This is a genomic window from Micromonospora haikouensis (genome assembly GCF_900091595.1).
Lineage (GTDB): Bacteria > Actinomycetota > Actinomycetes > Mycobacteriales > Micromonosporaceae > Micromonospora > Micromonospora haikouensis.
Genome location: NZ_FMCW01000002.1, coordinates 300741 through 322392 on the forward strand (window position 1 = coordinate 300741; position 21652 = coordinate 322392).

Consider the following 21652-nt stretch of genomic DNA (forward strand, 5'->3'; position numbering starts at 1 on the left):
GGCTATCCTCGGGGGTCGTCGGCGGAGGGGGAGCGGTGCTGGTCGTCCACGGGGCGTGGCTGCCCGGCGCGGGGCTCGTCATCTGGGCGGAGGACAGCGCCCTGCCCCCGCAGGCGCCCCGCCGGCCGGGCCGGGCCCCCCGGGAGCGCCCCCACCCGTTCGCCGCCGACCACGCGGCCCTCGCCGCCGCCCTGGCGGGCGCCGTGCCGCAGACCGTCGCCCCCTCCGCCCGCCCGGCGAGCGCCGGGCCGCAGCGCTCGGGGTCGCCGAGCGCACCGCCACAGAGCACGGGACCGCAGGCCCCGACCGCCGCCGAGCCCGGGTCGGTGCTGCTGCGCCTGCCCACCCGGGCCGGCTCGCCGGCCGACTCCCCGGAACTGGTCCGCCCGGCCGTTACCGAACCGGCCCGGGGGACGGTCACCCTCGCCGGCTGGCGCGCTCCCGCCCTCCGGTACGCCCCGGCGGACGCGCTCGCGCTGCTGCGCGCTGCCGGTGACCGGGCCGGGGTGCCCGGCGCGACGCTGCGGCACCTCGCGGAGCTGGCCGGGTTCGCCGTCGACCTGGTCCGCCGGGGCCGGGTCCTGCCCGGCGTGGCCGGATCATCCGAGCCCCGACCGACCGCCTTCCGCCCACTCGCCGGTGCCTCCGCCGCGCCGCGCGCCGCCGGCCCGGGTCGCGCCCACGAGGCCGGGGCGCGGGCGGTGTGGCGGCCCCTGCTCACCGGCGCCGACGCCGCCTGGGCCCGCTCGCTCGCCCTGGCCCTGCCCCCGGCCGGGCGGGCCGCTGCCGCCGACGTGCCGGCCGGTGAACTGGTCGCCGACGCCCTCGACGCGCTCACCGACGCCGCCGCGCGGGCGGCGCTGACCCGGACCGCGCTCACCCAGGGTGGCCGCCGAAGCGGCGCGGTGCCGGCCTGGCTGGCGGCGCTCACCGCGCCGGACGGCGGGTTCACCGCCGAGCGGGTCGCCCTCGACGCGCTCGCCGCCGAGCTGGACGACTGGCAGCGGGACGCGGCCGGCGGCGCGGTCCGGGCCAGCTTCCGCCTGGTGGAGCCGGCCGTCGACCCGATCGCCGACGCCCTGGCCGCCGCGCTCGACCCGACCGCCGCCACCGACACCGACGCCACCGCTGCGACCGCCACCGCCGACGCCACCGCCGACTCCGGTGGGCCGGGCAGCGGCGCGGAGACCGGATCCGCCGACGCCGGCCGCTGGCGGGTGGAGTTCGGGCTCCAGGCCGCCGACGAGCCGGGCCTCGTCGTGGACGCCGGGCACATCTGGCGGTCCCCGCACGCCCCGTCCGGGCTCGCCGGCCGGCTCGACTCGCCCCAGGAGACCCTGCTTGCGGAGCTGGGCCGGGCCAGCCGGCTCTGGCCGGAGCTGGACACCGCCCTGCGTACGGCGACGCCGGAGGCACTGGAGCTGGACGTCGAGGGCGCGCACCGGTTCCTGCGCGAGGGCGCGCCGGTGCTGCACGCCGCCGGGTTCGGGGTGCTGCTCCCCGGCTGGTGGCGACGGCCGTCGGCGCGGCTGGGCGCACGGTTGCAGGCGCGCAGCCGTACCGCCCCCGGCACGGTCGCCGCCGACGGCGGGTTCGGCCTGGACGCCCTGGTCGACTACCGGTGGGAGGTGTCCCTCGGTGACGAGCCGATCTCCGCCGAGGAGCTGGCCGCGCTGGCGGAGCTGAAGACCCCGCTGGTGCGGCTGCGCGGGCGCTGGGTCGAGCTGGACCCGGGGCGGCTGGCCGCCGGCCTGCGGCTGCTGCGTTCGGCGGGCGAGCTGACGGTGGCCGACCTGCTGCGGCTCGGGCTGGCCGAGGCCGACTCCGCCGACGCGCTGCCGGTGCTGGAGGTCGTCGCCGACGGAGCGCTGGGCGACCTGCTCGCCGGGCAGGCCGAGCGCCGGCTCGTCCCGCTGGACCCGCCGCCGGCCTTCGCCGGGACGCTGCGGCCGTACCAGCGGCGCGGGCTGGCCTGGCTGGCGTTCCTCCAGTCGCTGGGCCTCGGCGGGGTGCTCGCCGACGACATGGGGCTGGGCAAGACGGTGCAGCTGCTCGCCCTGTTCGCCGGGGACCCGCCCGACGCCGGCCCGACCCTGCTGGTCTGTCCGATGTCGCTGGTCGGCAACTGGCAGCGGGAGGCCGCCCGGTTCGCCCCGAAGCTGCGCGTACACGTGCATCACGGTGCCGAGCGGGCGCGGGGCGACGACTTCGTCGCGGCCGTGCACGCGGCGGACCTGGTCCTCACCACCTACTCGGTGGCCGCCCGCGACGCCGTCGACCTCGCGGGGATCGACTGGCACCGGGTCGTCGTCGACGAGGCCCAGGCGATCAAGAACGCCTCCACCCGGCAGGCGGAGGCCGTGCGGGCGCTGCCGGCCCGGCACCGGATCGCGGTCACCGGCACGCCGGTGGAGAACCGGCTCGCCGACCTGTGGTCCATCATGCAGTTCGCCAACCCGGGCCTGCTCGGCCCGGCCGCCAGCTTCAAGAAGGCGTACGCCGAACCGATCGAGCGGCACGGCGACGCCGACGCCGCCGAGCGGCTGCGCCGGATGACCGGACCGTTCGTGCTGCGCCGGCTCAAGACCGACTCCTCGATCATCTCCGACCTGCCCGAGAAGCTGGAGATGGAGGTGCTGTGCAACCTCACCGCCGAGCAGGCGGCGCTCTACCGGGCGGTCGTGGACGACATGCTGGCCCGCATCGAGTCCACCGACGGCATCGAGCGGCACGGCCTGGTGCTGGCGGCGATGACCCGGCTCAAGCAGGTCTGCAACCATCCCGCCCAGCTCCTGCACGACGGCTCCGCCCTGCCCAACCGTTCCGGCAAGCTGGCCCGGCTGGAGGAGATCCTCGACGAGGTGCTCGCGGCGGGGGAGAAGGCCCTGCTGTTCACCCAGTACGCCGAGTTCGGCGGGATGCTGCGCGGCCACCTGTCGGCCCGGTTCGGCCGCGAGGTGCTCTTCCTGCACGGCGGGGTCGGCAAGGCCGACCGGGACGCGATGGTGACCCGGTTCCAGTCCGACGCGGGACCGCCGCTGTTCGTGCTCTCCCTCAAGGCCGGCGGCACCGGGCTCACCCTCACCGCCGCCAACCACGTCGTGCACGTCGACCGGTGGTGGAACCCGGCGGTGGAGGACCAGGCCACCGACCGGGCGTTCCGCATCGGCCAGCGGCGGCGGGTGCAGGTCCGCAAGTTCGTCTGCGCCGGCACGGTGGAGGAGAAGGTCGCCGCGATGATCGCGGAGAAGCGGAGCCTCGCCGCGTCCGTGGTGGGCACCGGCGAGCAGTGGGTCACCGAGCTGTCCACCGAGCGGCTGCGCGAGCTGTTCGCCCTGGAGGCGGGGGCGGTGGTCGAGTGACCGGCCCGTTCGCCGACTACGGCAGGCCCCGCCGGGTCGAGGGCGGGCTGCGCGCCCGCAGCACCCGGGGCGCGATCGGCCGGTCCTGGTGGTCCCGCCGCTTCCTGGAGGTGCTGGAGTCGTTCGCGCTGGGCACCCGGCTCACCCGTGGCCGGTCGTACGCGCGGGCGGGGCAGGTGCTCGACCTCGACGTCGCCCCCGGCGTGGTGACCGCGCGCGTGCAGGGCTCCCGCCCCCGGCCCTACCAGGTGCGGATCGCGGTGGAGCCGTTCCCGGCGGCGCGGTGGGAACAGGTGGAGGCGGCGCTGGCGGCGCAGGCGTTCTTCAGCGCCCGGCTGCTCGCCGGCGACCTGCCGGCCGAGTTGGAGGAGCTGTTCGCGGCCACCGGCGTGCCGCTGTTCCCGGCCGGCGTCGGCGAGCTGGACCAGCACTGCTCCTGCCCCGACCACGCGGTGCCGTGCAAGCACCTGGCCGCGACGTTCTACCTGCTCGCGGAGGCGTTCGACGCGGACCCGTTCGAGCTGCTGCACTGGCGGGGCCGCCGCCGCGCCGACCTGCTGGACCGGCTGCGGGCCCTGCGCGCCGCGACCACCGACCGGGGAGGCGACGACGGCGGCACCGTCGCGCCGGGGTCCACCGGGGACGGCCGGGACGCGGCAGCCACGCCGGGCGACCCGGGCACACCGTCCACAGGCGACGGCCGGAAAGCGGTCGCCGCGGCGGACGACGACGGCCGGGCCGTGCCGGCCGTCGGTGCCGCGCGGGCGCTCGCCCCGCTGCCCGCCGCGCCGCTCGCCGACGCGCTGGACCGGTTCTGGGTCCCGCCGGTGCCGCTGCCGGACCGGCCGCCGAGCCTGGCGACCGGGCCGGACCTGCTGCTGCGGCAGCTCGGCGCCCCGGCGGCCGCGCTCGGCGGCCCCGGCCTGACGGAACGGCTGGGCCGGGCGTACCGGGAGTTCGGCCGGTTCCGCCCGGAGGCCGACCGCCCGGAGGCCGACCGCCCGGAGGCCGACGGCGACGGCGCGGAGGCCGACGGCGACGGCGCGGCTACCACCAGCGGCGGCGGAACCGCCACATGACGGCGGCGTTGGCCAGCAGCACCGCCGCGAAGATCGCCCCGGCCGGTCGGCCGGCCAGGACGGTCGCCGCCGGCAGCGAGGCCCACAGCACGACGGTCAACAGCATCAGGTACCGGCCGCGACGGGCCCGGGCCCGATGGTCCAGGCGGGCGAAGAACTCCGGGTCGCTCTCCCGGAGCTGACGGGTGATCTGTTCGAACCTGCGCTGATCCTCTTTGCTGAGCATGGCGGTGCCTTCCCCTCACGCGTTCAGCGGTTCGGCGGCATACCCGCTGCGGTGGCGGCTCACGCGCTCCTGCTGCTGCTACTTTCGATGGGCGGGTCCGCCGCCGGTCCGCGCGGCACCTGAGAGCCCGGTTATCCCCGCCTTAAGTTTCCCTGTGGCAAGCAACGGCGCGGCCGGTGGCCGGCCGGGGCGAAATGTCGCAGCCCGGGCCTGCGGGGTGCGCGTCCGCCCTGCTCGGGACACCGTCGCCGGCAGGGCCCGAACCGGATCATCCGGCATCGGCGTTGAGCGCCGTCTTAAGTGCCCTCCCCGGCCCGCCCGCAGCGCCTTGAAGCGGCCTCCACCCGTCGTTAACTTCCCTGGCAACTCCTCCAGGCAACAGTCGCCGCACCCGCCCCACCCCCGGGCTGGGCCCCGCCGGCGCCAGACGAAAACGGATTGGTACATGGCCGACCAGAACGTGCCACCGCGCCGACCGCGGGACGACCGCGCCTGGGACGGGCGACAGGACCCCAGCCCGGACGCCTACCGCGAGCACGGACCATCCACCGCCTACGGACCCACCGGCCACCAGCCGGGCCAACTCCCGTACCACCAGGCCCCGTACCCCGCCGGGCCGCAGCCGGGCCGCCCGCAGTCCGCGTACCCGACGGTCGTCGGCCCCGGCCACGACCCGGCCCGGCGCGGCCCGCGCTGGGTGGGCCCCGACGGCCTCGGCGGGCCCACCGGCCCCGGCGGGCCCGGACTGCCCAACCTGGACGACGACGGCGACCCCGGCCGCCGGGTGGGCCGCCGCCGCGCCCTCGCCGCGATCGGCGGCACCGCCGCCGTGGTGGCCGGCGGCGCGGCCCTGGCCATGACCCCGCAGGTACGCGGCCTGCTCGACCTCGGTGGCGACGCCCCGATCGGCGACGCCACCGGCACCACCGTCACCGACGGCAGCTCCGTGCGCCCCGGCGGCCAGCAGCCCAGCACCGTGCGCACCTACACGGAGCAGAACGAGAGCTACATGGGCTCCCGGGCCGGCGCGGCGCTGAAGCGGAACACGCCCACCGGTGGCCGCACCTTCTCCGGCCCGGCCGCCGCCGCCGAGGCGACCGAGGTGACGGTCAAGACGGTGCTCGCCAAGGACCCGGTGCGGCACCTGGCCAGCCGGGCCACCTTCGGCGCCACGCCGAAGCTGCTGGCCGACATCAAGCGGATGGGCATCGACGCGTGGGTCCGCCAGCAGCTCGAGCCCGAGAAGATCGCCCCCAGCGCGGCCGAGCTGAAGCTGTCCGAGCTGCCCACCCTCAAGCTCAGCCCGCAGCAGCTGCGCGACCAGCGCGACGCGCTCAACGAGCGCGGCGCGCAGCCGGAACGGGAGCTGGTCGACGCCACCATCGCCCGGCAGATCTGGTCGGAGCGCCAGCTCTTCGAGGTGATGGTCGACTTCTGGAACGACTTCCTGCACGTCGCCGCCGACTTCGACGGCGGCGAGGTCTACCGGGCGTCCTTCGACACCGACGTGGTGCGCAAGCACGCGCTGAGCAGTTACCCGGAGATGCTGGTCGCCGCGAACAAGCACCCCGCGCTGCTGCTCTACCTCAACCAGAACGACTCCCGCGCCGACGCGGTCAACGAGAACCTGGCCCGGGAGAACCTGGAGCTGTACTCCGTCGGCGTCGACGGCGGCTACACCGAGAAGGACGTGCGGCAGGCCGCCCTGCTGCAGACCGGCCGGGGCGTCAACGACGGGCAGTACGTGTTCCGCCCCGAGCGGCACTACCTGGGCAAGGTGAAGATCCTCGGCTTCACCCACGCCAACAACTCCGACGACCCGAAGAAGGCCGACGCGGCCATCGACGCGTACATCGCGTACATCGCGCTGCACCCGTCGACCGCGAAGTACGTGGCACAGAGCCTCGCCACCCGGTTCGTCTCGGACACCCCGCCGAAGTCCCTCGTGGACCGGCTCGCCAAGACGTACGCGGCGAACAAGGGCATGATCAAGCCGATGCTGATGACGTTGTTCAGCTCCTCGGAGTTCTGGGCGTCCGTCGGCCAGAAGGTGCGCCGCCCGATGGAGTACCTCGTCGCCACGTACCGCACCCTCGGCGTCTCCCCGCAGGCGTCGCCCGCGTTCGAGCAGCGCGACAGCCGGCGCACCGCGTTCGCCCAGGGGCTGCGGCAGGTCCAGGACAAGATGCGCGAGCTGGGCCAGTATCCGATGGGCCAGCCCACCCCGGACGGCTACCCCGACGTCTACGTCGCCTGGACCTCCGCCGGCACGATGGTCAACGGCTGGAACGAGGCCGGCGAGCTGGTCGGCGGCCGGCGCACCCAGTTCACCTACACCCCGCCGGAGAAGCTGGTCGCGAAGCCGCCCGCCACCGCCGGGGCGTACGTGGACGCGCTGGCCCAGCGCCTGGTGCACCAGAAGCTCAGCGCCCGCGAGCGGGAGCTGATCCTCGATGTCGCCGGCGTCCCGGCGGGCACCCGGGTCGACGCCACGTTCGACGGTGCCGTCGCCGCCGTCGCGCGGGCGATCCTCGCGTCCCCCCAGCACCACCTGCGGTGAGGCACCCGATGGAGAAGCCGACGAGGCACCCGATGGAGAAGACCGTGCACCCGTTCCCCCTGCACCCCGAATGCCCCGACCTGCGCCGCCTGGCCGACGACCCGGCCGAGGCGCTGCTGCGGGCCGAGGCCGACATCGTCGCCGCCGAGAACGCCGCCGAGGCCGACCGCTACCGCCGGCTGGAGGCGCTGGAGGAGGCCCAGCAGGACGGCCGGGGCGTCACCCGGCGCACCTTCGTCGCCGGGGCCGCCGCCACCGCGACCGCCCTGGCCACCGCCCAGTTCGTCACCACCTCCGCCTCGTTCGCGGCGACGAAGACCGGCACCCTGATCCACGTCTTCCTCTATGGCGGGCTGGACGGGCTGAGCCTGGTCGCCCCGGCCGACGACCCGGTGCTCGCCAAGGCCCGCCCCGACCTGCTGCTCGGCGACGACTCCCTGGCCCTGGGCCGCGGCTTCAAGCTGACCAGCGCGTTCGCCCCGCTGGAGAAGTGGCTCAAGGCCGGGCAGCTCGGCTTCGTCCCGGCGGTCTCCGACGAGCGGCTGTCCCGCAGCCACTTCCAGGCCGCCGACGCCTGCAACCTCGGCGGGCTGCCCAGCGAGACGGGCGGCCGGGGCTGGCTGGACAGCCTCGTCGACAACCTCGGCAAGGGCACGGCGTTCCGCAGCGTCGGCATCGGCAGCACCCTGCCCCGGTCGCTGGTCGGCACCAACGGCGCGCTGGCCATCAACAGCGTCGGCTCGCTGCGGCTCAATGGCGACGAGAAATACCGGGCGGCCACCGAGAAGGCGATTCGGGGCCTGTTCACCGGGATCAACCACCCCGTCCAGGAGGCGGTGCAGGACGGCCTCGGCGCGCTGGCCACCGCCCAGAAGCTCGCGGCGAAGCCGTACCAGCCGGCCGAGGGCGTCAAGTACGAGGGCGTCGGCTACGCGTTCGGGCAGCTCGCCCAGCTCATCAAGGGCGGGGCGAACGTCCGCGTCGCCACCGTCGGGATGGGCGGCTACGACACCCACGAGAACCAGGGCACCCGCCCCGGCGGGCAGCTGCACCGCCGCCTCGGCGAGCTGGCCGCCGCGCTGGCCGCGTTCTTCACCGACCTGGGCGACGCCGCCGCCGACGTCACCGTCATGGTGTCCAGCGAGTTCGGCCGCCGGGTCGCCTCCAACGGCGGCGGCACCGACCACGGCCACGGCGGGGTGGTCACCGTCCTGTCCGGCCGTAAGCTCGCCGGCTCGCTGCTGGGCGCGTGGAACGGCCTGAGCGACCTCGACTCCGGCGACGTGCCCGAGTACAACAACATGTTCGACGTGTACGGCTCCGTGGCGCAGGGCCGGTTCGGGCTCACCACCGCCGAGGTCGACAAGATCTTCCCCCGGCAGAAGTTCACCCCCATGAAGCTGTACGCGTGACCCACCCGCACACCCACACCGCCGGCCGCCGTACGGGCAACCCCGCCCCGCACGGCGGCCGGTCGGCTGCGCCCGTACCCCCAGCGGCGGTGCCCCGGCGCGGGCCCGGCGGCCGGCGGGCGCTGGTGGGCCTGTTCTGGGCGGGCCTGGTCGCCGCCGTGCTGCCGTGGTGGCTGGACACCCCCGCCGGTTCCCTGGACGGCAGCGCCGCCGCGCTGACCGCCGCCGGCCGCATCACCGGCCTCGTCGCCGGCTACCTGCTGCTGGTGCAGGTGCTGATGATGAGCCGCCTCGGCGCGTTCGAGCGGTCGGCCGGCGCGGAACGGGTCTCCCGCTGGCACCGGGACGTCGGCGCGACCCTGCTGGTCGCGGTGCTGGCCCACCTGTCGCTGATCGTGGTCGGCTACGCCGCCGAGGGCGGCCGGTCGGTGCTCGGCCAGGCCGGCGAGCTGCTGGCCGACTACGAGGACATGGTGGGCGCGTTCGCCGCGGCCGGCATCCTGGTGCTGCTCGGCCTCACCGGGGTCCGCGCGCTGCGCCGGGCGCTGCCCTACGAGCTGTGGTATCACCTGCACCTGGCCAGCTACCTCGCCGTCGCGCTCGGGTTCGGCCACCAGTTCAGCAACGGCGCGCAGCTCTTTCCGCCGGGGCCGGTGCGCACCGGCTGGATCGCCGCGTACGCGCTGGTGGTCGCCGCCCTGCTCTGGGGGCGGGTGGTCGCCCCGCTGCGGTTCAACCTGCGCCACCGGCTGCGGGTGGCCGACGTCGTGGCGGAGAGCCGCGACACCGTGTCGATCTACCTGACGGGCCGGCGGCTGCACCGGCTCGACCTGCTCGGCGGGCAGTTCCTGCGCTGGCGGTTCCTCGCCCCGGGCTGCTGGTGGCAGTCGCACCCGTTCTCCGTCTCCGCCGCCGCGAACGGCCGCTGGCTGCGGCTGACCGTCAAGGTGGTCGGCGGGCACACCGCCGACCTGCGCGAGGTCGAGCAGGGCACCCGGGTCTGGGCGCAGGGCCCGGCGGGCACGTTCACCGCCGCCCACCGTCGCCGGGAGCGGGCCCTGCTGATCGCCGGTGGCAGCGGCATCGCCCCGCTGCGGGCGATGCTGGAGGAGCTGCCGCCGGGCGCGGCGCTGATCTACCGGGCCCGCACCCCCGACGACGTGCTGCTGCACCGGGAGCTGGACTGGCTCGCCCAGGAACGCGGCACCGACGTCTGGTACGTCGTCGGCTCCCGCGACGACCCCGGCCCCCGGCAGGTGCTCAGCGCGCCGGGGCTGCGCAAGCTGGTGCCCGACGTGGCCCGCCGCGACGTCTACCTGTGCGGGCCGCCCGGCCTGGTCGAGCAGTCGGTCCGCGCGCTGCGGGCGGCCGGCGTGCCCCGCCGCCAGATCCGCCTCGCCACCTTCGAGCTGTAGTCCTTCGCCGAGAGGTCCCTGCCCATGCGTCGTGCGCTCCTCGCGATCACCGGCCTCGCCGCCGGCACCACCGCCCTGGTGGTGCTCAAGGGCTCCCCGGGGGCCGTCCAGGCCGCCCAGGGCCCGCCGGCCGCCGCCTCCCCGTCGGGCGGGGCCACCCCGTCGGCCGACCGCGCCACCCTCGGCGCGAAGCCCCGCGCCAGCGCCACCACCCCGGCCGCCACCCGCACCCCGACGGCCCGCGCCACCACGGCCCGGCCCACCTCGGCCCCGCGTGCCACCACCGCCGCGCCGCGCGCGACGACCCGCCGGGTCACCGGGCCGGTCGTCGAGAACGAGTACGGCAACGTGCAGGTGCAGATCGTCCTCTCGGGCACCCGGATCGTCGACGCCGTGGCCCTGGAGCTGCCGCAGGAGACGGCGCAGTCCGACCGGCGCAGCGACCAGGTCGACGGCCGCTACAGCGGCACCTCGGGGCAGGTCGTGCAGCGGCAGAGCGCCGACCTGGACACCGTCTCCGGGGCGACCGCCACCAGCGAGTCCTACCGGCGGTCGCTCCAGGCCGCCATCGACCGGGCCCGCTGAGATGGCGGCGGCACCGACCCGGCCGGGCCTGCGCCGGGTCGAGCAGATCATGGGTACGGCGATCAGCCTCGACCTCGCCGACGACCTGCCCGGGGGACGGCTGCACGAGCTGGCCGAGGAGACGTTCGTGTGGCTGCGGGAGGTCGACGCCCGGTTCAGCACCTTCCGGGCCGACAGCGAGCTGCGCCGCTTCGACCGGGGCGAGGTGCTGCTGTCGGAGGCGTCGCCGGATCTGCGGGCCGTGCTGGCGCGCTGCGCCGACCTGTGGGGCGACACCGACGGCTTCTTCGACGCGTACGCGACGGGGGCGCTGGACCCGTCCGGCTACGTGAAGGGCTGGGCGGCGCAGGTCGCCTCCGACCGGCTGCTCGCGGCCGGCGCGCCGAACCACTGCGTGAACGCGGGCGGGGACGTGCGGGTGCGGGGACTGTCGGCGGGCGGCCGGCCGTGGCGGATCGGCGTGCGGCACCCGTGGGACGAGACCTCGACGTGCCTGGTGCTCACCGGCACCGACCTGGCGATCGCCACCTCCGGGGTGTACGAGCGCGGCCACCACGTGCTCGACCCGCGCCGGGGTGCCCCGGCGACCGGGCTGCGCTCGGTCACCGTGGTCGGGTCGGACCTCGGTGTCGCCGACGCGTACGCCACGGCGGCGGTGGCCATGGGCGTGGCCGGCATCGGCTGGCTGGATCGCCTGGCGGGCCACGAGCACGCGATCGTCACCGACGACGCCCGCCTCCTGCACTCTGCCCACCTCCCCGCCCTCCCCACGGCCCCCTGACCGCCCATGCCCCCGCGATCTTGCAGTTGCGGCCCCCGACACGTGGCTTTTCTCCCGCCTTGTCGGGGCCCAAAGTGCAAGATCGCGGGCGCGGGCGCGGGCGCGGGCGCGGGCGCCGGCACCGGGGGCGGGGTCAGGCGGTGGGGCGGCGGGTGCCGGCCGGGTGGGAGCCCAGCGGGCGGGGGCGGCCCGGGCGCGAGCCCGGCGGACGGGTGGGCGGCCAGCGCCGGGGCCGGCGGTGGTGCGGCGGCGGCTCCGCCCCGTCGGGTCGGCGCGTCGCGTCATCCCTGGACATCAGACCCCCGATCGGGGCGCTGTCGCGCCCTCGTCCGGGTCAACGACGCCCGTGGCGGTCGGGACGCTGCCCGCCCGGGGTCCGCTCCCCGACAGTGGCCCTCACCGGCCGCCTGCCGACGGGGCGGCTCACCGGCCGCCTGCCGACGGTGGCCCTCACCAGCCGCGCCGGGGCAGCGGCAGGTGACCGGGGAGCAGCTCGGCCGGGAGCGACACGCCGGTGGCCCGCAGGGCGTCGACCAGCACGTTCTGCATGAGGTAGGAGTCCGGAAGCTGCCAGCGCGCCTGCTCCGGGGCGACCGCCCAGCGGACCGGGCCCTCCGGCAGCCGGGTCGGCGGGGCGGCGATCCACGAGCCGGGGCCGTGCCGGACCACGTGGAAGCAGTGCTCCAACTCGGGGCGGAGCGGGTCGCCCGGGCGGACCAGGAACATCCAGCGCCCGGTCGGGGTGACCACCACCGGCCCCCGGACCCCGGCGCCGGCCGGGTGCGTCCCGATGGAGTCGAGCACGTGCCGCCCGAGGTGGGCCGGCACCTCGAGGACGTCGAAGGCCCGCCCGGTGGGCAGCAGCACGCCGTGCGGGCGGCTGCGCCACCAGGTCGCCACCCGGGCCGGGTCGGCGGTGGCGGCCCGCTCCCACTCCTGGAGGGCGGGGTGGCAGCCGACGGTGGGGCAGCCGGCCCGGCCGCACACGAAGCGACTGCGGGCGAGGCAGGCGCCGGGCGTCACCTCCCAGCCGTGCGCGGCGTAGCGGACGGCGACCCTCCGCAGCCGGACCCGTTCCAGCGGCGACAGTTGTGCGACCCGTGGGCCGACGTTCCCCCACATCCGTTCGTACTCCCTCCGCCTGACGCTAGATGTCAGGTCACATGTTGAGCGCCGTCACTGCCGCAGGCCGCCGTCGTTGACCTGACGGAACGGTTGGTGCAACTTGCACGAAAGCTATGAGGGTCACCCGTACGGCCGACGTACAGGCTGTGCGACTAGCGAAAACCTGAGAACGAACGGACTGCCGCGCCACCCGCGCAGGCGGTCGCCGGTGGCCGGTCGGGCCCCGGCAGGGGAGGGATGGGGAGATGGACGAGTTACCCATTGGCCGGCGGGTGGCCTACTGGCGCGGGCGGCGCAAGCTGTCCCAACAGGTCTTCGCCGACCGGCTCGGCAAGTCCAAGAGCTGGGTGGACAAGGTCGAGCGCGGGGTGCGCCGGCTCGACAAGTTCTCCGTCCTCTACGAGATCGCCTACATCCTCGAAGTCGACGTGCAGCTGCTGCTGGGCAAGGACCCGGAACGCCGCGCCGACGCGCTCAACTGCATCGACCAGGTCGAGGTCCAGGAGATCCGGGCGGCCCTGGAGCGGTACGACTCGATGAGCGCCTACTTCGACGCGGCCCCGTTCCCGCCGCCCCTGATGGACATGCGCAAGGCGGTCAACCACGCCTGGCTCACCTACCAGTACGGCCGCTACGGGATGCTGACCCGGGCGCTGCCGAAGCTGCTGCGCGACGCCCAGGCCGCCGACGCCGGCCACGACGGCGACCACTCCCGGGAGGCGGCCCACCTGCTCGGCCAGGTCTACCAGATCGCCTCCTCGGTGCTGCGCAAGCTCGGCGAGTGCGACCTGGCCTGGCTGGCCGCCGACCGGTCGATGGCCGTCGCCCAGCGGGCCGACGACCCGCTGCTGGCCGGCATCGCCACCACCCGGGTGTGCAACGCGATGGTCGCGATGGGCCGGCCCCGCCCCGCGCTGGAGCTCAACCTCACCATCGCCAACCGGCTCGCCCCCGGCGGCGACAACGACAGCGACCCGGGGCGGCTCTCCGTCTACGGGCTGCTGCTGCTGCAGGGCGCGATGGCCGCCGCCCGGCTCGGCGACACCGCGACCGTCGACGACCTGGTCAACGGCGCCCACGAGGCGGCCCTGCAGCTCGGCAGCGACCAGAACCACTACTGGACGTCGTTCGGCCCGACCAACGTGGAGCTGCACCGGGCCGCCGCCGCCGTCGAGTTGGGCGACGGGGGGCGGGCGGTGGAGGTCCACCGCCAGCGCATCGCCGAGCCGATGTTCAACACCCTGCTGCCCGAGCGCCGCGCCCACCACCTGCTCGACCTGGCCCGGGGCTTCGCCCAGATCGGCGACGTGGCCAACGCCGGGGAGATGCTGCTGCGCGGCGACCGGCTCGCCCCCTCGGAGATCCGCTGCCGCCCCATCGCCCACGAGGTGATGTCGGACGTCCTGCGTCGCACAAGGGGTGCGCCGCCTTCGCTGATCGCGGAGTTGGCTGAGCACATGGGAGTGGGAGTATGAGCGCGGCGGGGGTCGGGATCACCGACCCGCACCGCAGCAGCGAGCGCCGCGAGGTGCTCTACGTCATCGCCTGCGGGTCGCCGCTGGCCAGCCACGTCGGCCGGCTCGTGGACCTGGCCCAGCAGGACGGCTGGGACGTGTGCGTGGTCACCACGCCGGACGGCGCGAAGTTCGTCGACCGGCCGGCGCTGGCCCGACAGACCGGTCATCCGGTCCGCAGCCGCTACAAGTTCCCGGGCGACCCGGACGTGCTGCCCCCGGCCGACGCGATGGTCGTCTGCCCGGCGACGTCCAACACGGTCAACAAGTGGGCCGCCGGGATCACGGACACCCTCGCCCTCGGCCTGCTGGTCGAGGGGCAGGGCAAGGGGGTGCCGATCGTGGCGGTGCCGTTCACCAACGTCGCGATGGCCGGGCACCCGGCCTTCCGGGCCAGCCTGGCCCGACTGGCCGAGTGGGGGGTCGACGTCCTCTTCGGCGACCACGTCCTCCCGTTGCACCCGCCCGGCACCGGCGAGCACCACCTGCACACGTTCCCCTGGGCCGCCGTCCTGGCGGCCGTACGCGGCCTGCGCTGCCCGGTGAGCCCGGCCGCCTGAGCCCAGCCGGGAAGCAGGGGCCCCTTGTCAGCGGATTCCGTGAGCCGAGGGGCCCCTGTCCACCGCCGAGGCCGTGACGCGCGGCCGACGCCGGTAAGCTGGCCCGCCGTGAGCACAACCGCGACACCGCCGCAGCCGACGACCGTGGCCGACGTGGTGGCGGCGCTCGCGCGCCGCTACCCGACGACCTGGGCCGAGGACTGGGACCGGGTGGGGCTGGTGCTCGGCGAGCCCACCGCCCGGGTGCGGCGGGTGTCCTGCGTCGTCGACGTGGTCCCCGAGACGGTCGCCGAGGCCCTCGCCGCCGGTGCCGACATGATCGTCGCCCACCATCCGCTGCTGCTGCGCGGGGTCTCCTCCGTCGCCCCGACGACGTTCAAGGGGCGCATCGTCCACGACCTGATCAAGGCCGACGTGGCGCTGTACGTGGCGCACACCAACGCCGACGTGGCCGACCCGGGCGTCTCCGACGCCCTCGCGGCCCGCTTCGGGCTGACCGGCCTGCGCCCGCTGCACCCGCCGGCCCCCGGCTCGCCGGCCGCGGGCGCGGGGCGGGGCATCGGCCGCATCGGCGAGCTGCCCCGGCCCATGACCCTCGCCGAGCTGACCCGGCACGCCGCCACCGTGCTGCCCGCCACCGCCTGGGGCGTTCGCGCCGCCGGCGATCCCGGGCGTATGGTTCGTACCCTCGCGGTCAGCGGCGGCTCGGGCGACGCGTTCCTCGGCGCGGCGACCGCGGCCGGCGTCGACGCCTACCTGACCTCCGACCTGCGCCACCACCCCGCCGGCGAGCACCTCGCCGCCGGCGGCCCCGCCCTGCTGGACGCCGCCCACTGGGCGACCGAGCGGCCCTGGCTCGACGACCTGGCCGCCGCCCTGCGGGCCGAGCTGGGCGTCGAGACCATCGTGTCCGACCTGGACACCGACCCGTGGACGGTGCACGCCGCCGCCCCCACGGCTGCCACCCCGGCAGCCACCCGCACCGTGCCCGGCGGCACCGCCCCGGGACCCGCCGCCGACCCCGCCGACCCCGCCCCCGCCGCGGACGACAAGGAGCCCCGACGTGAAGGCTGACCCGAAGGTCCAGCGCCGCCTGCTCGACCTCCAGGCGATCGACACCACCCTCGCCCAGCTCGCCCACCGCCGCCGCACCCTGCCCGAGCTGGCCGAGCTGGAGACCCTCGCCCGGGAGCTGTCCGCGCTGGAGGACGAGCGGGTCCGCGCCCAGGTCGCCGTCGACGACTTGGACCGCGACATCGCCCGCATCGAGAAGGACGTCGAGCAGGTCCGGGCCCGCAAGAGCAAGGACGAGGCGCGGCTGGCCGCCGGCAGCGGCCCGGCCCGGGAGCTGGAGGCGCTGCAGCACGAGCTGGTCTCGCTCAACCGCCGGCAGAGCGACCTGGAGGACGCCGAGCTGGAGCTGATGGAGCAGCGGGAGACCGCCCAGGGCGTACTCGACGGGATCGAGCGGCGGGCCGCCGACGCGCGCGAGCGGCGGGCGGCGGCCGAGCGGCGTCGCGACGACGCCCTCGCCGAGATCGCCAAGGAGGAGGAGTTCAAGCGGCAGTCCCGCCAGCCCCTCGCCGGTGACCTCCCGGCGGAGCTGGTCACCCTCTACGACAAGATCCGCGCCGACACCGGGCTCGGCGCGGCACTGCTCACCGGCGGGCGCTGCGGCGGCTGCCGGCTGGAGCTCTACGGCGCGGACATGGCCCGCATCCGCAAGGCCGCGCCGGACGACGTGGTGCGCTGCGAGGAGTGTCGCCGCATCATGGTCCGCACCAACGAGTCGGGGCTGTAACTCCGATGGCGGTGCGCGCGGTCGTCGTCGAGGCCGACGGCGGGTCCCGGGGCAACCCCGGCCCGGCCGGCTACGGCGCGGTGGTCCGGGACGCGGCCAGCGGCGAGGTGCTCGCCGAACGCGCCGAGGCGATCGGCACGGCCACCAACAACGTCGCCGAATACCGGGGGCTGATCGCCGGCCTGGAGGCCGCCGCCGAGCTGGGCGCGGCCGAGGTAAACGCCCGGATGGACTCCAAGCTGGTGGTCGAGCAGATGTGCGGCCGCTGGCAGATCAAGCACCCGGGGCTGCGCCCGCTCGCCGCGCAGGCCGCAGAGCTGGTCGGCCGGTTCGCGGCGGTGCGGTTCCAGTGGATCCCCCGGGAGCGCAACCGGCACGCCGACGCCCTGGCCAACGCCGCGATGGACGCGGCGGCCACCGGCGGGAAGGCCCGGAAGGCCGACGCGGGCGGGGCGGCCCGGCCCGCCGCCGAGCCGCCCCGCGAGGTCGCCGCACCGGACTCGCCCGCCCGCGCCCTCGCCCGGGAGGCCGCCGCCCGCGCCGCCACGAAGCGGGCCGGCACCGACCCGGCGACCGCCCCCGCCTCCTGGGAGCCGCGCCCCAGCGACACCGCGACCCGGCTGATCCTGGTCCGCCACGGCGAGACCGAGTTCACCGAGCAGCGCCGCTACTCCGGCCGCGGCGACGTGCCGCTGTCCGCCCGGGGCCGCGCCCAGGTGCGGGCCACGGCCGCCCGGGTGGCCGCCCTCGCCCCGACCGTCGCGGCCGTGGTCAGCTCGCCGTTGTCCCGGTGTACGGCCACCGCGCGGGCGATCGCCGGGGCGCTGCGCGGCACCGTGCCGCTCCGCACCGACGACGACCTGATCGAGTGCGACTTCGGGGCGTGGGAGGGGCGCACCTTCGCCGAGGTGCGCGCCGGCTGGCAGGGCGAGCTGGACGCCTGGCTCGCCTCGACCCGGGTCGCCCCGCCCGACGGGGAGTCGTTCACCGAGGTCGCCGCCCGGGTGACCCGGGCCACGGACGCGCTGGTCGAGGCGTACCCCGGGGAGACCGTGGTGGTGGTCTCGCACGTCTCGCCGATCAAGCTGGTGCTGCGCGAGGCCCTCGCCGCCGACGACGCGTTCCTGCACCGGCTCTACCTCGACGCGGCCGGCATCTCGGTGCTGGACCGGTGGTCCGACGGCGGCGTCGCGGTGCGCTCGGTCAACGACACCGCCCACCTCGCCGCGCTCTGACCCACCGCGAAGGAGCGGCCGTCCCCGTGGGGACGGCCGCTCCTTCGTCTGCCCACGACCGGGGAGACATCGACGGACATGCCGTTCGGCGCATCCGGCGGCCCGCTCGGCGCACCGCCCCGCGTCGGTTGAACGTGACGCCCGTCACCGGGCCGTAACGTCCGGCCGTCATGGGGAGACAAGACCACCGGAGGTGTGTCGTATGACCGCATCCGAACCGGAGGAACCCGGCTCGGCGTCGTCCAGGGCGAAGGACCACAGCCCCTGGAACTGGTTGCTGTTCGTCCCGATCGTGGTGCCGCTGATCCCGGTGTTCTTCAACGCCGACGCGCCGCGCGTGTTCGGGTTTCCGCGCTTCTACTGGCTGCAACTGGCCTACATCCTGCTCGGCGTGGCCACCACCACGCTCGTCTACCAGCTGACCAAGAAGCGGGGTGACCGGTGATGTGGCGCGACCATCTGACCGAGATCATCGTCTTCACGGTGCTGTTCCTGCTGGTCAGTGCCATGGGTTTCGTGGCGGCCCGGTGGCGGGCGCCGAGGGACATGGCCCACCTCGACGAGTGGGGGCTGGGCGGGCGCAGCTTCGGCGGCTGGATCACCTGGTTCCTCGTCGGCGGTGACCTTTACACGGCGTACACGTTCGTGGCGGTGCCGGCGCTGGTGTTCGGCGCGGGCGCGATGGGCTTCTTCGCGGTGCCGTACACGATCGTGATCTACCCGATGGTGTTCCTGGTGCTGTGCCGGCTCTGGTCGGTGTCGCACCGGCACGGCTTCGTCACCCCCGCCGACTTCGTCCGCAGCCGGTTCGACTCGCCGGTGCTGGCGCTGGTCGTCGCGGTCACCGGCATCGTCGCCACCATGCCGTACATCGCGCTGCAGCTCGTCGGCATCGAAGCGGTGCTCAAGACCATGGGGGTGACCGGCGAGAGCGCCCTCGCGCGGCACCTGCCGATCATCATCGCGTTCGCGATCCTGGCCGCCTACACGTACCAGTCGGGGCTGCGCGCGCCCGCGCTGATCGCGTTCGTCAAGGACACACTGATCTACGTGGTGATCCTGGTGGCGGTGCTGTGGCTGCCGCAGAAGCTGGGCGGCTGGGGCTCGATCTTCGACGCCGCCGAGGCGAAGTTCCAGGCCACGGCGCAGAACCCCAACGACGGGATCCTGCTCAACGCCAACAACCAGCTCCAGTACGTCACCCTGGCGTTCGGCTCGGCGCTGGCGTTGTTCCTCTACCCGCACAGCATCACCGGCGTGCTGGCCAGCCGGAACCGGGACGTGATCAAGCGGAACATGTCGGCGCTGCCCGCGTACAGCCTGGTCCTCGGGCTGATCGCGCTGCTCGGCTACATGGCCATCGCGGCGGGGGTGAAGCCGCTGCCCGGGTCGACGCCCGGCAGCGCGGACGCGAACACGGTCGTGCCGGTGCTGTTCGACCAGCAGTTCCCCGACTGGTTCGCCGGGGTCGCGTACGCGGCCATCGGCATTGGGGCGCTGGTGCCGGCGGCGATCATGTCGATCGCGGCGGCGAACCTGTTCACCCGCAACATCTACAAGGAGTACCTCAAGCGGGACGCCAGCCCGGCCCAGGAGGCGAACGTCTCGAAGATCACCTCGCTGGTGGTGAAGGTCGGCGCGGTGGCCTGCATCGTCTTCCTCGACCCGCAGTTCTCCATCGACCTGCAGCTCATCGGCGGCGTGATCATCCTCCAGACGCTGCCGGCGGTGGCGCTGGGCCTCTACACCCGCTGGTTCCACCGGGGCGCGCTGATCGCCGGCTGGGCGGCCGGCATGGGGCTGGGCATGTGGATGCTCTACCAGATCCCCAACCCGGCGACGAAGCGCGCCCACTTCGGCGGCTCGGCGTTCCCGCTGAGCGACTTCGGCTTCGACACGAAGAAGACGATCTACGTCGGGATCGTGGCGGTGCTGGTGAACCTGCTGGTCGCCGCCCTGGTGACCCTGGTCCTGCGGGCGGCGAAGGTGGACGCGGGCCGCGACGGCACCACGCCGGACGACTACTTCGCCGACGAGGGCGACCCGCGCGTCACCCCGGGCCCGGCCCGCGACGCCGACGCCGCCCCGGAACCGGTGGCGTAAGGAAGGGCCCCCTGTTAACGCATTTTGTTGTACAGGGGGCCCCTGCTAACAAGGCCGCCGCCAGGCGCGCGCCCGCCGCAGCGGGGGAGCGGAGCGCGGGCGCTCGGCGGCGGCCCGGCGCGCCGGTCAGCGGCGGGTGCGGGTCTCCAGCGCCTCGTTGAGCCGGTGCAGCAGGTGGGCCAGGGTGTCGCGGTCGGCCGGGGCCCAGTCGGCGAGGATGTCGCCGTAGAGCCGGGTGCGGGCCGCCCGGACGGCGGCCATGCGGTGCAGCCCGGCCGGGGTGGGGGAGACCACCGTGCCCCGGCCGTCGCTCGGGTCGGGGGCGCGGGCGATCAACCCGTCGCGCTGCATGGCGGAGACCTGCCGGGTGACGGTGGAGCCGTCCAGGTTGAGCCGGGCGGCGAGCGCCGAGACGTTCTGCGGGCCGGCGCTGTCGAGGTGCCGCAGGATCACGTACGCCGCCCGGTCCAGCACCCGGTGCTCGGCCGTGCCGGTGGCGCGCCGGGTCGCCTCGCCGAGTCGCATGAGGAGCGCCACCTCGGTCTCGATCCGCCCGAGTGTGACCTCTTCCGCAGTGCCTTCCGCAGTGCCGTCTTCGCTCATAGCTGTAGGATACAGGGAAACTAACTGTACGATACAGCTATCCGGGAGGCGGAGTGGACCGGCGCAACGAACCCCACCGCAGTGCCATCTACGCCACCACGCTGGTGGCCTTCCTCGCCATCGCCGGCATCGCCGTCGTCGACCCCATCCTGCCCGCCATCGGCGAGGCCATCGGCGTCACCGCCTGGCAGGTCGAGCTGCTGTTCACCGCGTACATCGCGGTCATGGCCCTGGGCATGATCCCCGCGACCCTGGCCAGCGGCCGGTTCGGCTTCAAGCCCGTGCTGATCACCGGCGTCTCCGTGGTCGGCCTCGCCGCCATCGGCGCCTCGTTCAGCAACGACATCGTGCAACTGTCGGTGCTGCGCGGCGTGTGGGGGCTGGGCAACGCCATGTTCTTCGCCACCGCCATGGTGGTGCTGGTCAACCTCGCCAACGACCGCGAGTGGGTGGTCGGCCTCTTCGAGACCGCGCTCGGCCTCGGCTTCGCCGTCGGCCCGCTGCTCGGCGGCCTGCTCGGCGAGGTGAGCTGGCGACTGCCGTTCTTCGTCTGCGGGATCTTCATGGTCCTCGCGCTCGCCGTCGCGTCCCGCCGGCTCCGCGAGCCGGCAAACCCCCAACCTCGGGTACGCCTCGGCGCGATCTTCGCCACCTACCGCCGGCCCGCGTTCGTGGCCCTGTGCGCCGTCACCGCCGCCTACAACTTCGTCTTCTTCGTCGTGCTCGGCTACACGCCGCTCTTCCTCGGCCTCGACGTCATCCCGCTCGGCCTCGCGTTCACCGGCTGGGGCCTCGGCCTCGCCGCCGGCATCCTCGTGGTCGGCCACCGGCTCGCCCACCGCATCGGCGCGGTGCAGACCGTCGGCGTGGCCGTCGCCGGCCTGCTGGCCTGCATGGTCCTCTTCGCCACCTCGACCGGCACCGCCATGTCGCTGGTCGTGCTCGTCGTCGCCGGCCTGTTCATGGGCCTGGCCAACGCCAACCTCACCGACCTGGCCCTCGGCCTCGGCGCCGCCGACCGCCGGGTCGCCACCGGCGCGTTCAACCTGGTCCGCTGGGGCGCCGCCGCGCCCGCCCCGATCATCTCCGGCAAGCTCGCCGAGCACGGGCCGGCCCTGCCCTTCTGGGTCGGCCTCGGCGTCCTCGCCGCCGGCGCGCTCGTCTACCTCGCCACCGCCCACCGGATGGCCGCCGGCCACGGCGAACGGGTGCTCTGGGCCCGCTGGAACCGGGCCGCCGCGCGCAACGAGCACGCCCCGGAGGAGCCGGTCGGCGAGGCGTACTGAGCCGG

Annotated in this window: 18 protein-coding genes; 15 read left to right on the forward strand and 3 right to left on the reverse strand. The window is 75.2% G+C overall.

Going from position 1 to position 21652, the window contains the following annotated elements:
- The first annotated feature begins 35 nt into the window (after positions 1 to 35).
- Both GA0070558_RS03075 and GA0070558_RS03080 read left to right on the forward strand, forming a co-directional pair.
- Complete coding sequence (locus GA0070558_RS03075; protein WP_091275374.1) at positions 36 to 3362, forward strand: DEAD/DEAH box helicase; 3327 nt, start codon at positions 36 to 38, stop codon at positions 3360 to 3362.
- A complete protein-coding gene (locus GA0070558_RS03080) occupies positions 3359 to 4441 on the forward strand; it encodes an SWIM zinc finger family protein (protein ID WP_091275376.1) in 1083 nt (360 codons plus the stop codon). The genes GA0070558_RS03075 and GA0070558_RS03080 overlap by 4 nt, the downstream gene beginning before the upstream one ends.
- On the opposite strand, the gene GA0070558_RS03085 is transcribed toward GA0070558_RS03080, so the two are convergent.
- Complete coding sequence (locus tag GA0070558_RS03085; RefSeq protein WP_043967006.1) at positions 4410 to 4667, reverse strand: DUF3040 domain-containing protein; 258 nt, start codon at positions 4665 to 4667, stop codon at positions 4410 to 4412. The two genes, GA0070558_RS03080 and GA0070558_RS03085, sit on opposite strands and share 32 nt — an antisense overlap.
- 445 nt (positions 4668 to 5112) lie before the next feature.
- On the opposite strand from GA0070558_RS03085, the gene GA0070558_RS03090 reads away from it, so the two are divergent.
- Genes GA0070558_RS03090 through GA0070558_RS03110 form a run of 5 tightly spaced genes read left to right on the forward strand, consistent with a single transcriptional unit; the run spans position 5113 to position 11420 of the window.
- Complete coding sequence (locus GA0070558_RS03090) at positions 5113 to 7227, forward strand: DUF1800 domain-containing protein (RefSeq protein WP_091275379.1); 2115 nt, start codon at positions 5113 to 5115, stop codon at positions 7225 to 7227.
- A gap of 32 nt (positions 7228 to 7259) precedes the next feature.
- The gene (locus GA0070558_RS34810) at positions 7260 to 8639 is read left to right on the forward strand and encodes a DUF1501 domain-containing protein (protein ID WP_091275384.1); all 1380 of its coding nucleotides are present in this window, start codon (positions 7260 to 7262) and stop codon (positions 8637 to 8639) included.
- Positions 8636 to 10054 carry a ferredoxin reductase family protein gene (locus GA0070558_RS03100; RefSeq protein ID WP_091275389.1) on the forward strand — a complete coding sequence of 473 codons (1419 nt, stop codon included), beginning with the start codon at positions 8636 to 8638 and terminating at the stop codon, positions 10052 to 10054. The genes GA0070558_RS34810 and GA0070558_RS03100 overlap by 4 nt, the downstream gene beginning before the upstream one ends.
- A gap of 24 nt (positions 10055 to 10078) precedes the next feature.
- A complete protein-coding gene (locus tag GA0070558_RS34815) occupies positions 10079 to 10639 on the forward strand; it encodes an FMN-binding protein (protein WP_091275393.1) in 561 nt (186 codons plus the stop codon).
- A 49-nt stretch (positions 10640 to 10688) separates the two neighbouring features.
- Positions 10689 to 11420, forward strand: a complete 732-nt coding sequence (locus tag GA0070558_RS03110; protein WP_091275634.1) for an FAD:protein FMN transferase — start codon at positions 10689 to 10691, stop codon at positions 11418 to 11420.
- A gap of 450 nt (positions 11421 to 11870) precedes the next feature.
- Here GA0070558_RS03110 and GA0070558_RS03115 read toward each other — a convergent pair whose 3' ends face one another.
- Complete coding sequence (locus GA0070558_RS03115; RefSeq protein WP_043967016.1) at positions 11871 to 12542, reverse strand: bifunctional DNA primase/polymerase; 672 nt, start codon at positions 12540 to 12542, stop codon at positions 11871 to 11873.
- A 248-nt stretch (positions 12543 to 12790) separates the two neighbouring features.
- Here GA0070558_RS03115 and GA0070558_RS03120 point away from each other — a divergent pair, with 248 nt between their 5' ends.
- From GA0070558_RS03120 to mctP, 7 genes are all read left to right on the forward strand, one after another.
- The gene (locus GA0070558_RS03120) at positions 12791 to 14020 is read left to right on the forward strand and encodes a helix-turn-helix domain-containing protein (protein ID WP_077938911.1); all 1230 of its coding nucleotides are present in this window, start codon (positions 12791 to 12793) and stop codon (positions 14018 to 14020) included.
- On the forward strand, positions 14017 to 14619 hold the full coding sequence (locus GA0070558_RS03125; protein WP_077938912.1) for a flavoprotein: 603 nt from the start codon (positions 14017 to 14019) through the stop codon (positions 14617 to 14619). The genes GA0070558_RS03120 and GA0070558_RS03125 overlap by 4 nt, the downstream gene beginning before the upstream one ends.
- Positions 14620 to 14727: 108 nt before the next feature.
- Positions 14728 to 15693 (forward strand): Nif3-like dinuclear metal center hexameric protein, encoded by a 966-nt coding sequence (locus GA0070558_RS03130; protein WP_091275397.1) that lies wholly within the window; start codon positions 14728 to 14730, stop codon positions 15691 to 15693.
- Positions 15683 to 16420, forward strand: a complete 738-nt coding sequence (locus tag GA0070558_RS03135; RefSeq protein ID WP_091275401.1) for a zinc ribbon domain-containing protein — start codon at positions 15683 to 15685, stop codon at positions 16418 to 16420. The genes GA0070558_RS03130 and GA0070558_RS03135 overlap by 11 nt, the downstream gene beginning before the upstream one ends.
- Positions 16421 to 16425: 5 nt before the next feature.
- On the forward strand, positions 16426 to 17655 hold the full coding sequence (locus GA0070558_RS03140; RefSeq protein ID WP_091275404.1) for a bifunctional RNase H/acid phosphatase: 1230 nt from the start codon (positions 16426 to 16428) through the stop codon (positions 17653 to 17655).
- Between the two features lie 202 nt (positions 17656 to 17857).
- Complete coding sequence (locus GA0070558_RS03145; RefSeq protein WP_077938916.1) at positions 17858 to 18100, forward strand: DUF3311 domain-containing protein; 243 nt, start codon at positions 17858 to 17860, stop codon at positions 18098 to 18100.
- On the forward strand, positions 18100 to 19758 hold the full coding sequence (mctP, locus tag GA0070558_RS03150; RefSeq protein WP_091275408.1) for a monocarboxylate uptake permease MctP: 1659 nt from the start codon (positions 18100 to 18102) through the stop codon (positions 19756 to 19758). Before GA0070558_RS03145 ends, mctP begins: the two co-directional genes overlap by 1 nt.
- Before the next feature lie 126 nt (positions 19759 to 19884).
- On the opposite strand, the gene GA0070558_RS03155 is transcribed toward mctP, so the two are convergent.
- Complete coding sequence (locus tag GA0070558_RS03155) at positions 19885 to 20361, reverse strand: MarR family winged helix-turn-helix transcriptional regulator (protein WP_091275412.1); 477 nt, start codon at positions 20359 to 20361, stop codon at positions 19885 to 19887.
- A 53-nt stretch (positions 20362 to 20414) separates the two neighbouring features.
- On the opposite strand from GA0070558_RS03155, the gene GA0070558_RS03160 reads away from it, so the two are divergent.
- On the forward strand, positions 20415 to 21647 hold the full coding sequence (locus GA0070558_RS03160) for an MFS transporter (RefSeq protein ID WP_043967030.1): 1233 nt from the start codon (positions 20415 to 20417) through the stop codon (positions 21645 to 21647).
- Positions 21648 to 21652 lie beyond the last annotated feature (5 nt).

Excerpts from the sequence above, each read along its gene's own strand:
- GA0070558_RS03085 (WP_043967006.1), bottom strand. The coding sequence starts at position 4,667 with ATGCTCAGCAAAGAGGATCAGCGCAGGTTCGAACAGATCACCCGTCAG.
- GA0070558_RS03090 (WP_091275379.1), top strand. The coding sequence starts at position 5,113 with ATGGCCGACCAGAACGTGCCACCGCGCCGACCGCGGGACGACCGCGCC.
- GA0070558_RS34810 (WP_091275384.1), top strand. The coding sequence starts at position 7,260 with ATGGAGAAGACCGTGCACCCGTTCCCCCTGCACCCCGAATGCCCCGAC.
- GA0070558_RS34815 (WP_091275393.1), top strand. The coding sequence starts at position 10,079 with ATGCGTCGTGCGCTCCTCGCGATCACCGGCCTCGCCGCCGGCACCACC.
- GA0070558_RS03110 (WP_091275634.1), top strand. The coding sequence starts at position 10,689 with ATGGGTACGGCGATCAGCCTCGACCTCGCCGACGACCTGCCCGGGGGA.
- GA0070558_RS03115 (WP_043967016.1), bottom strand. The coding sequence starts at position 12,542 with ATGTGGGGGAACGTCGGCCCACGGGTCGCACAACTGTCGCCGCTGGAA.
- GA0070558_RS03120 (WP_077938911.1), top strand. The coding sequence starts at position 12,791 with ATGGACGAGTTACCCATTGGCCGGCGGGTGGCCTACTGGCGCGGGCGG.
- GA0070558_RS03125 (WP_077938912.1), top strand. The coding sequence starts at position 14,017 with ATGAGCGCGGCGGGGGTCGGGATCACCGACCCGCACCGCAGCAGCGAG.
- GA0070558_RS03140 (WP_091275404.1), top strand. The coding sequence starts at position 16,426 with ATGGCGGTGCGCGCGGTCGTCGTCGAGGCCGACGGCGGGTCCCGGGGC.
- GA0070558_RS03145 (WP_077938916.1), top strand. The coding sequence starts at position 17,858 with ATGACCGCATCCGAACCGGAGGAACCCGGCTCGGCGTCGTCCAGGGCG.
- mctP (WP_091275408.1), top strand. The coding sequence starts at position 18,100 with ATGTGGCGCGACCATCTGACCGAGATCATCGTCTTCACGGTGCTGTTC.
- GA0070558_RS03155 (WP_091275412.1), bottom strand. The coding sequence starts at position 20,361 with ATGAGCGAAGACGGCACTGCGGAAGGCACTGCGGAAGAGGTCACACTC.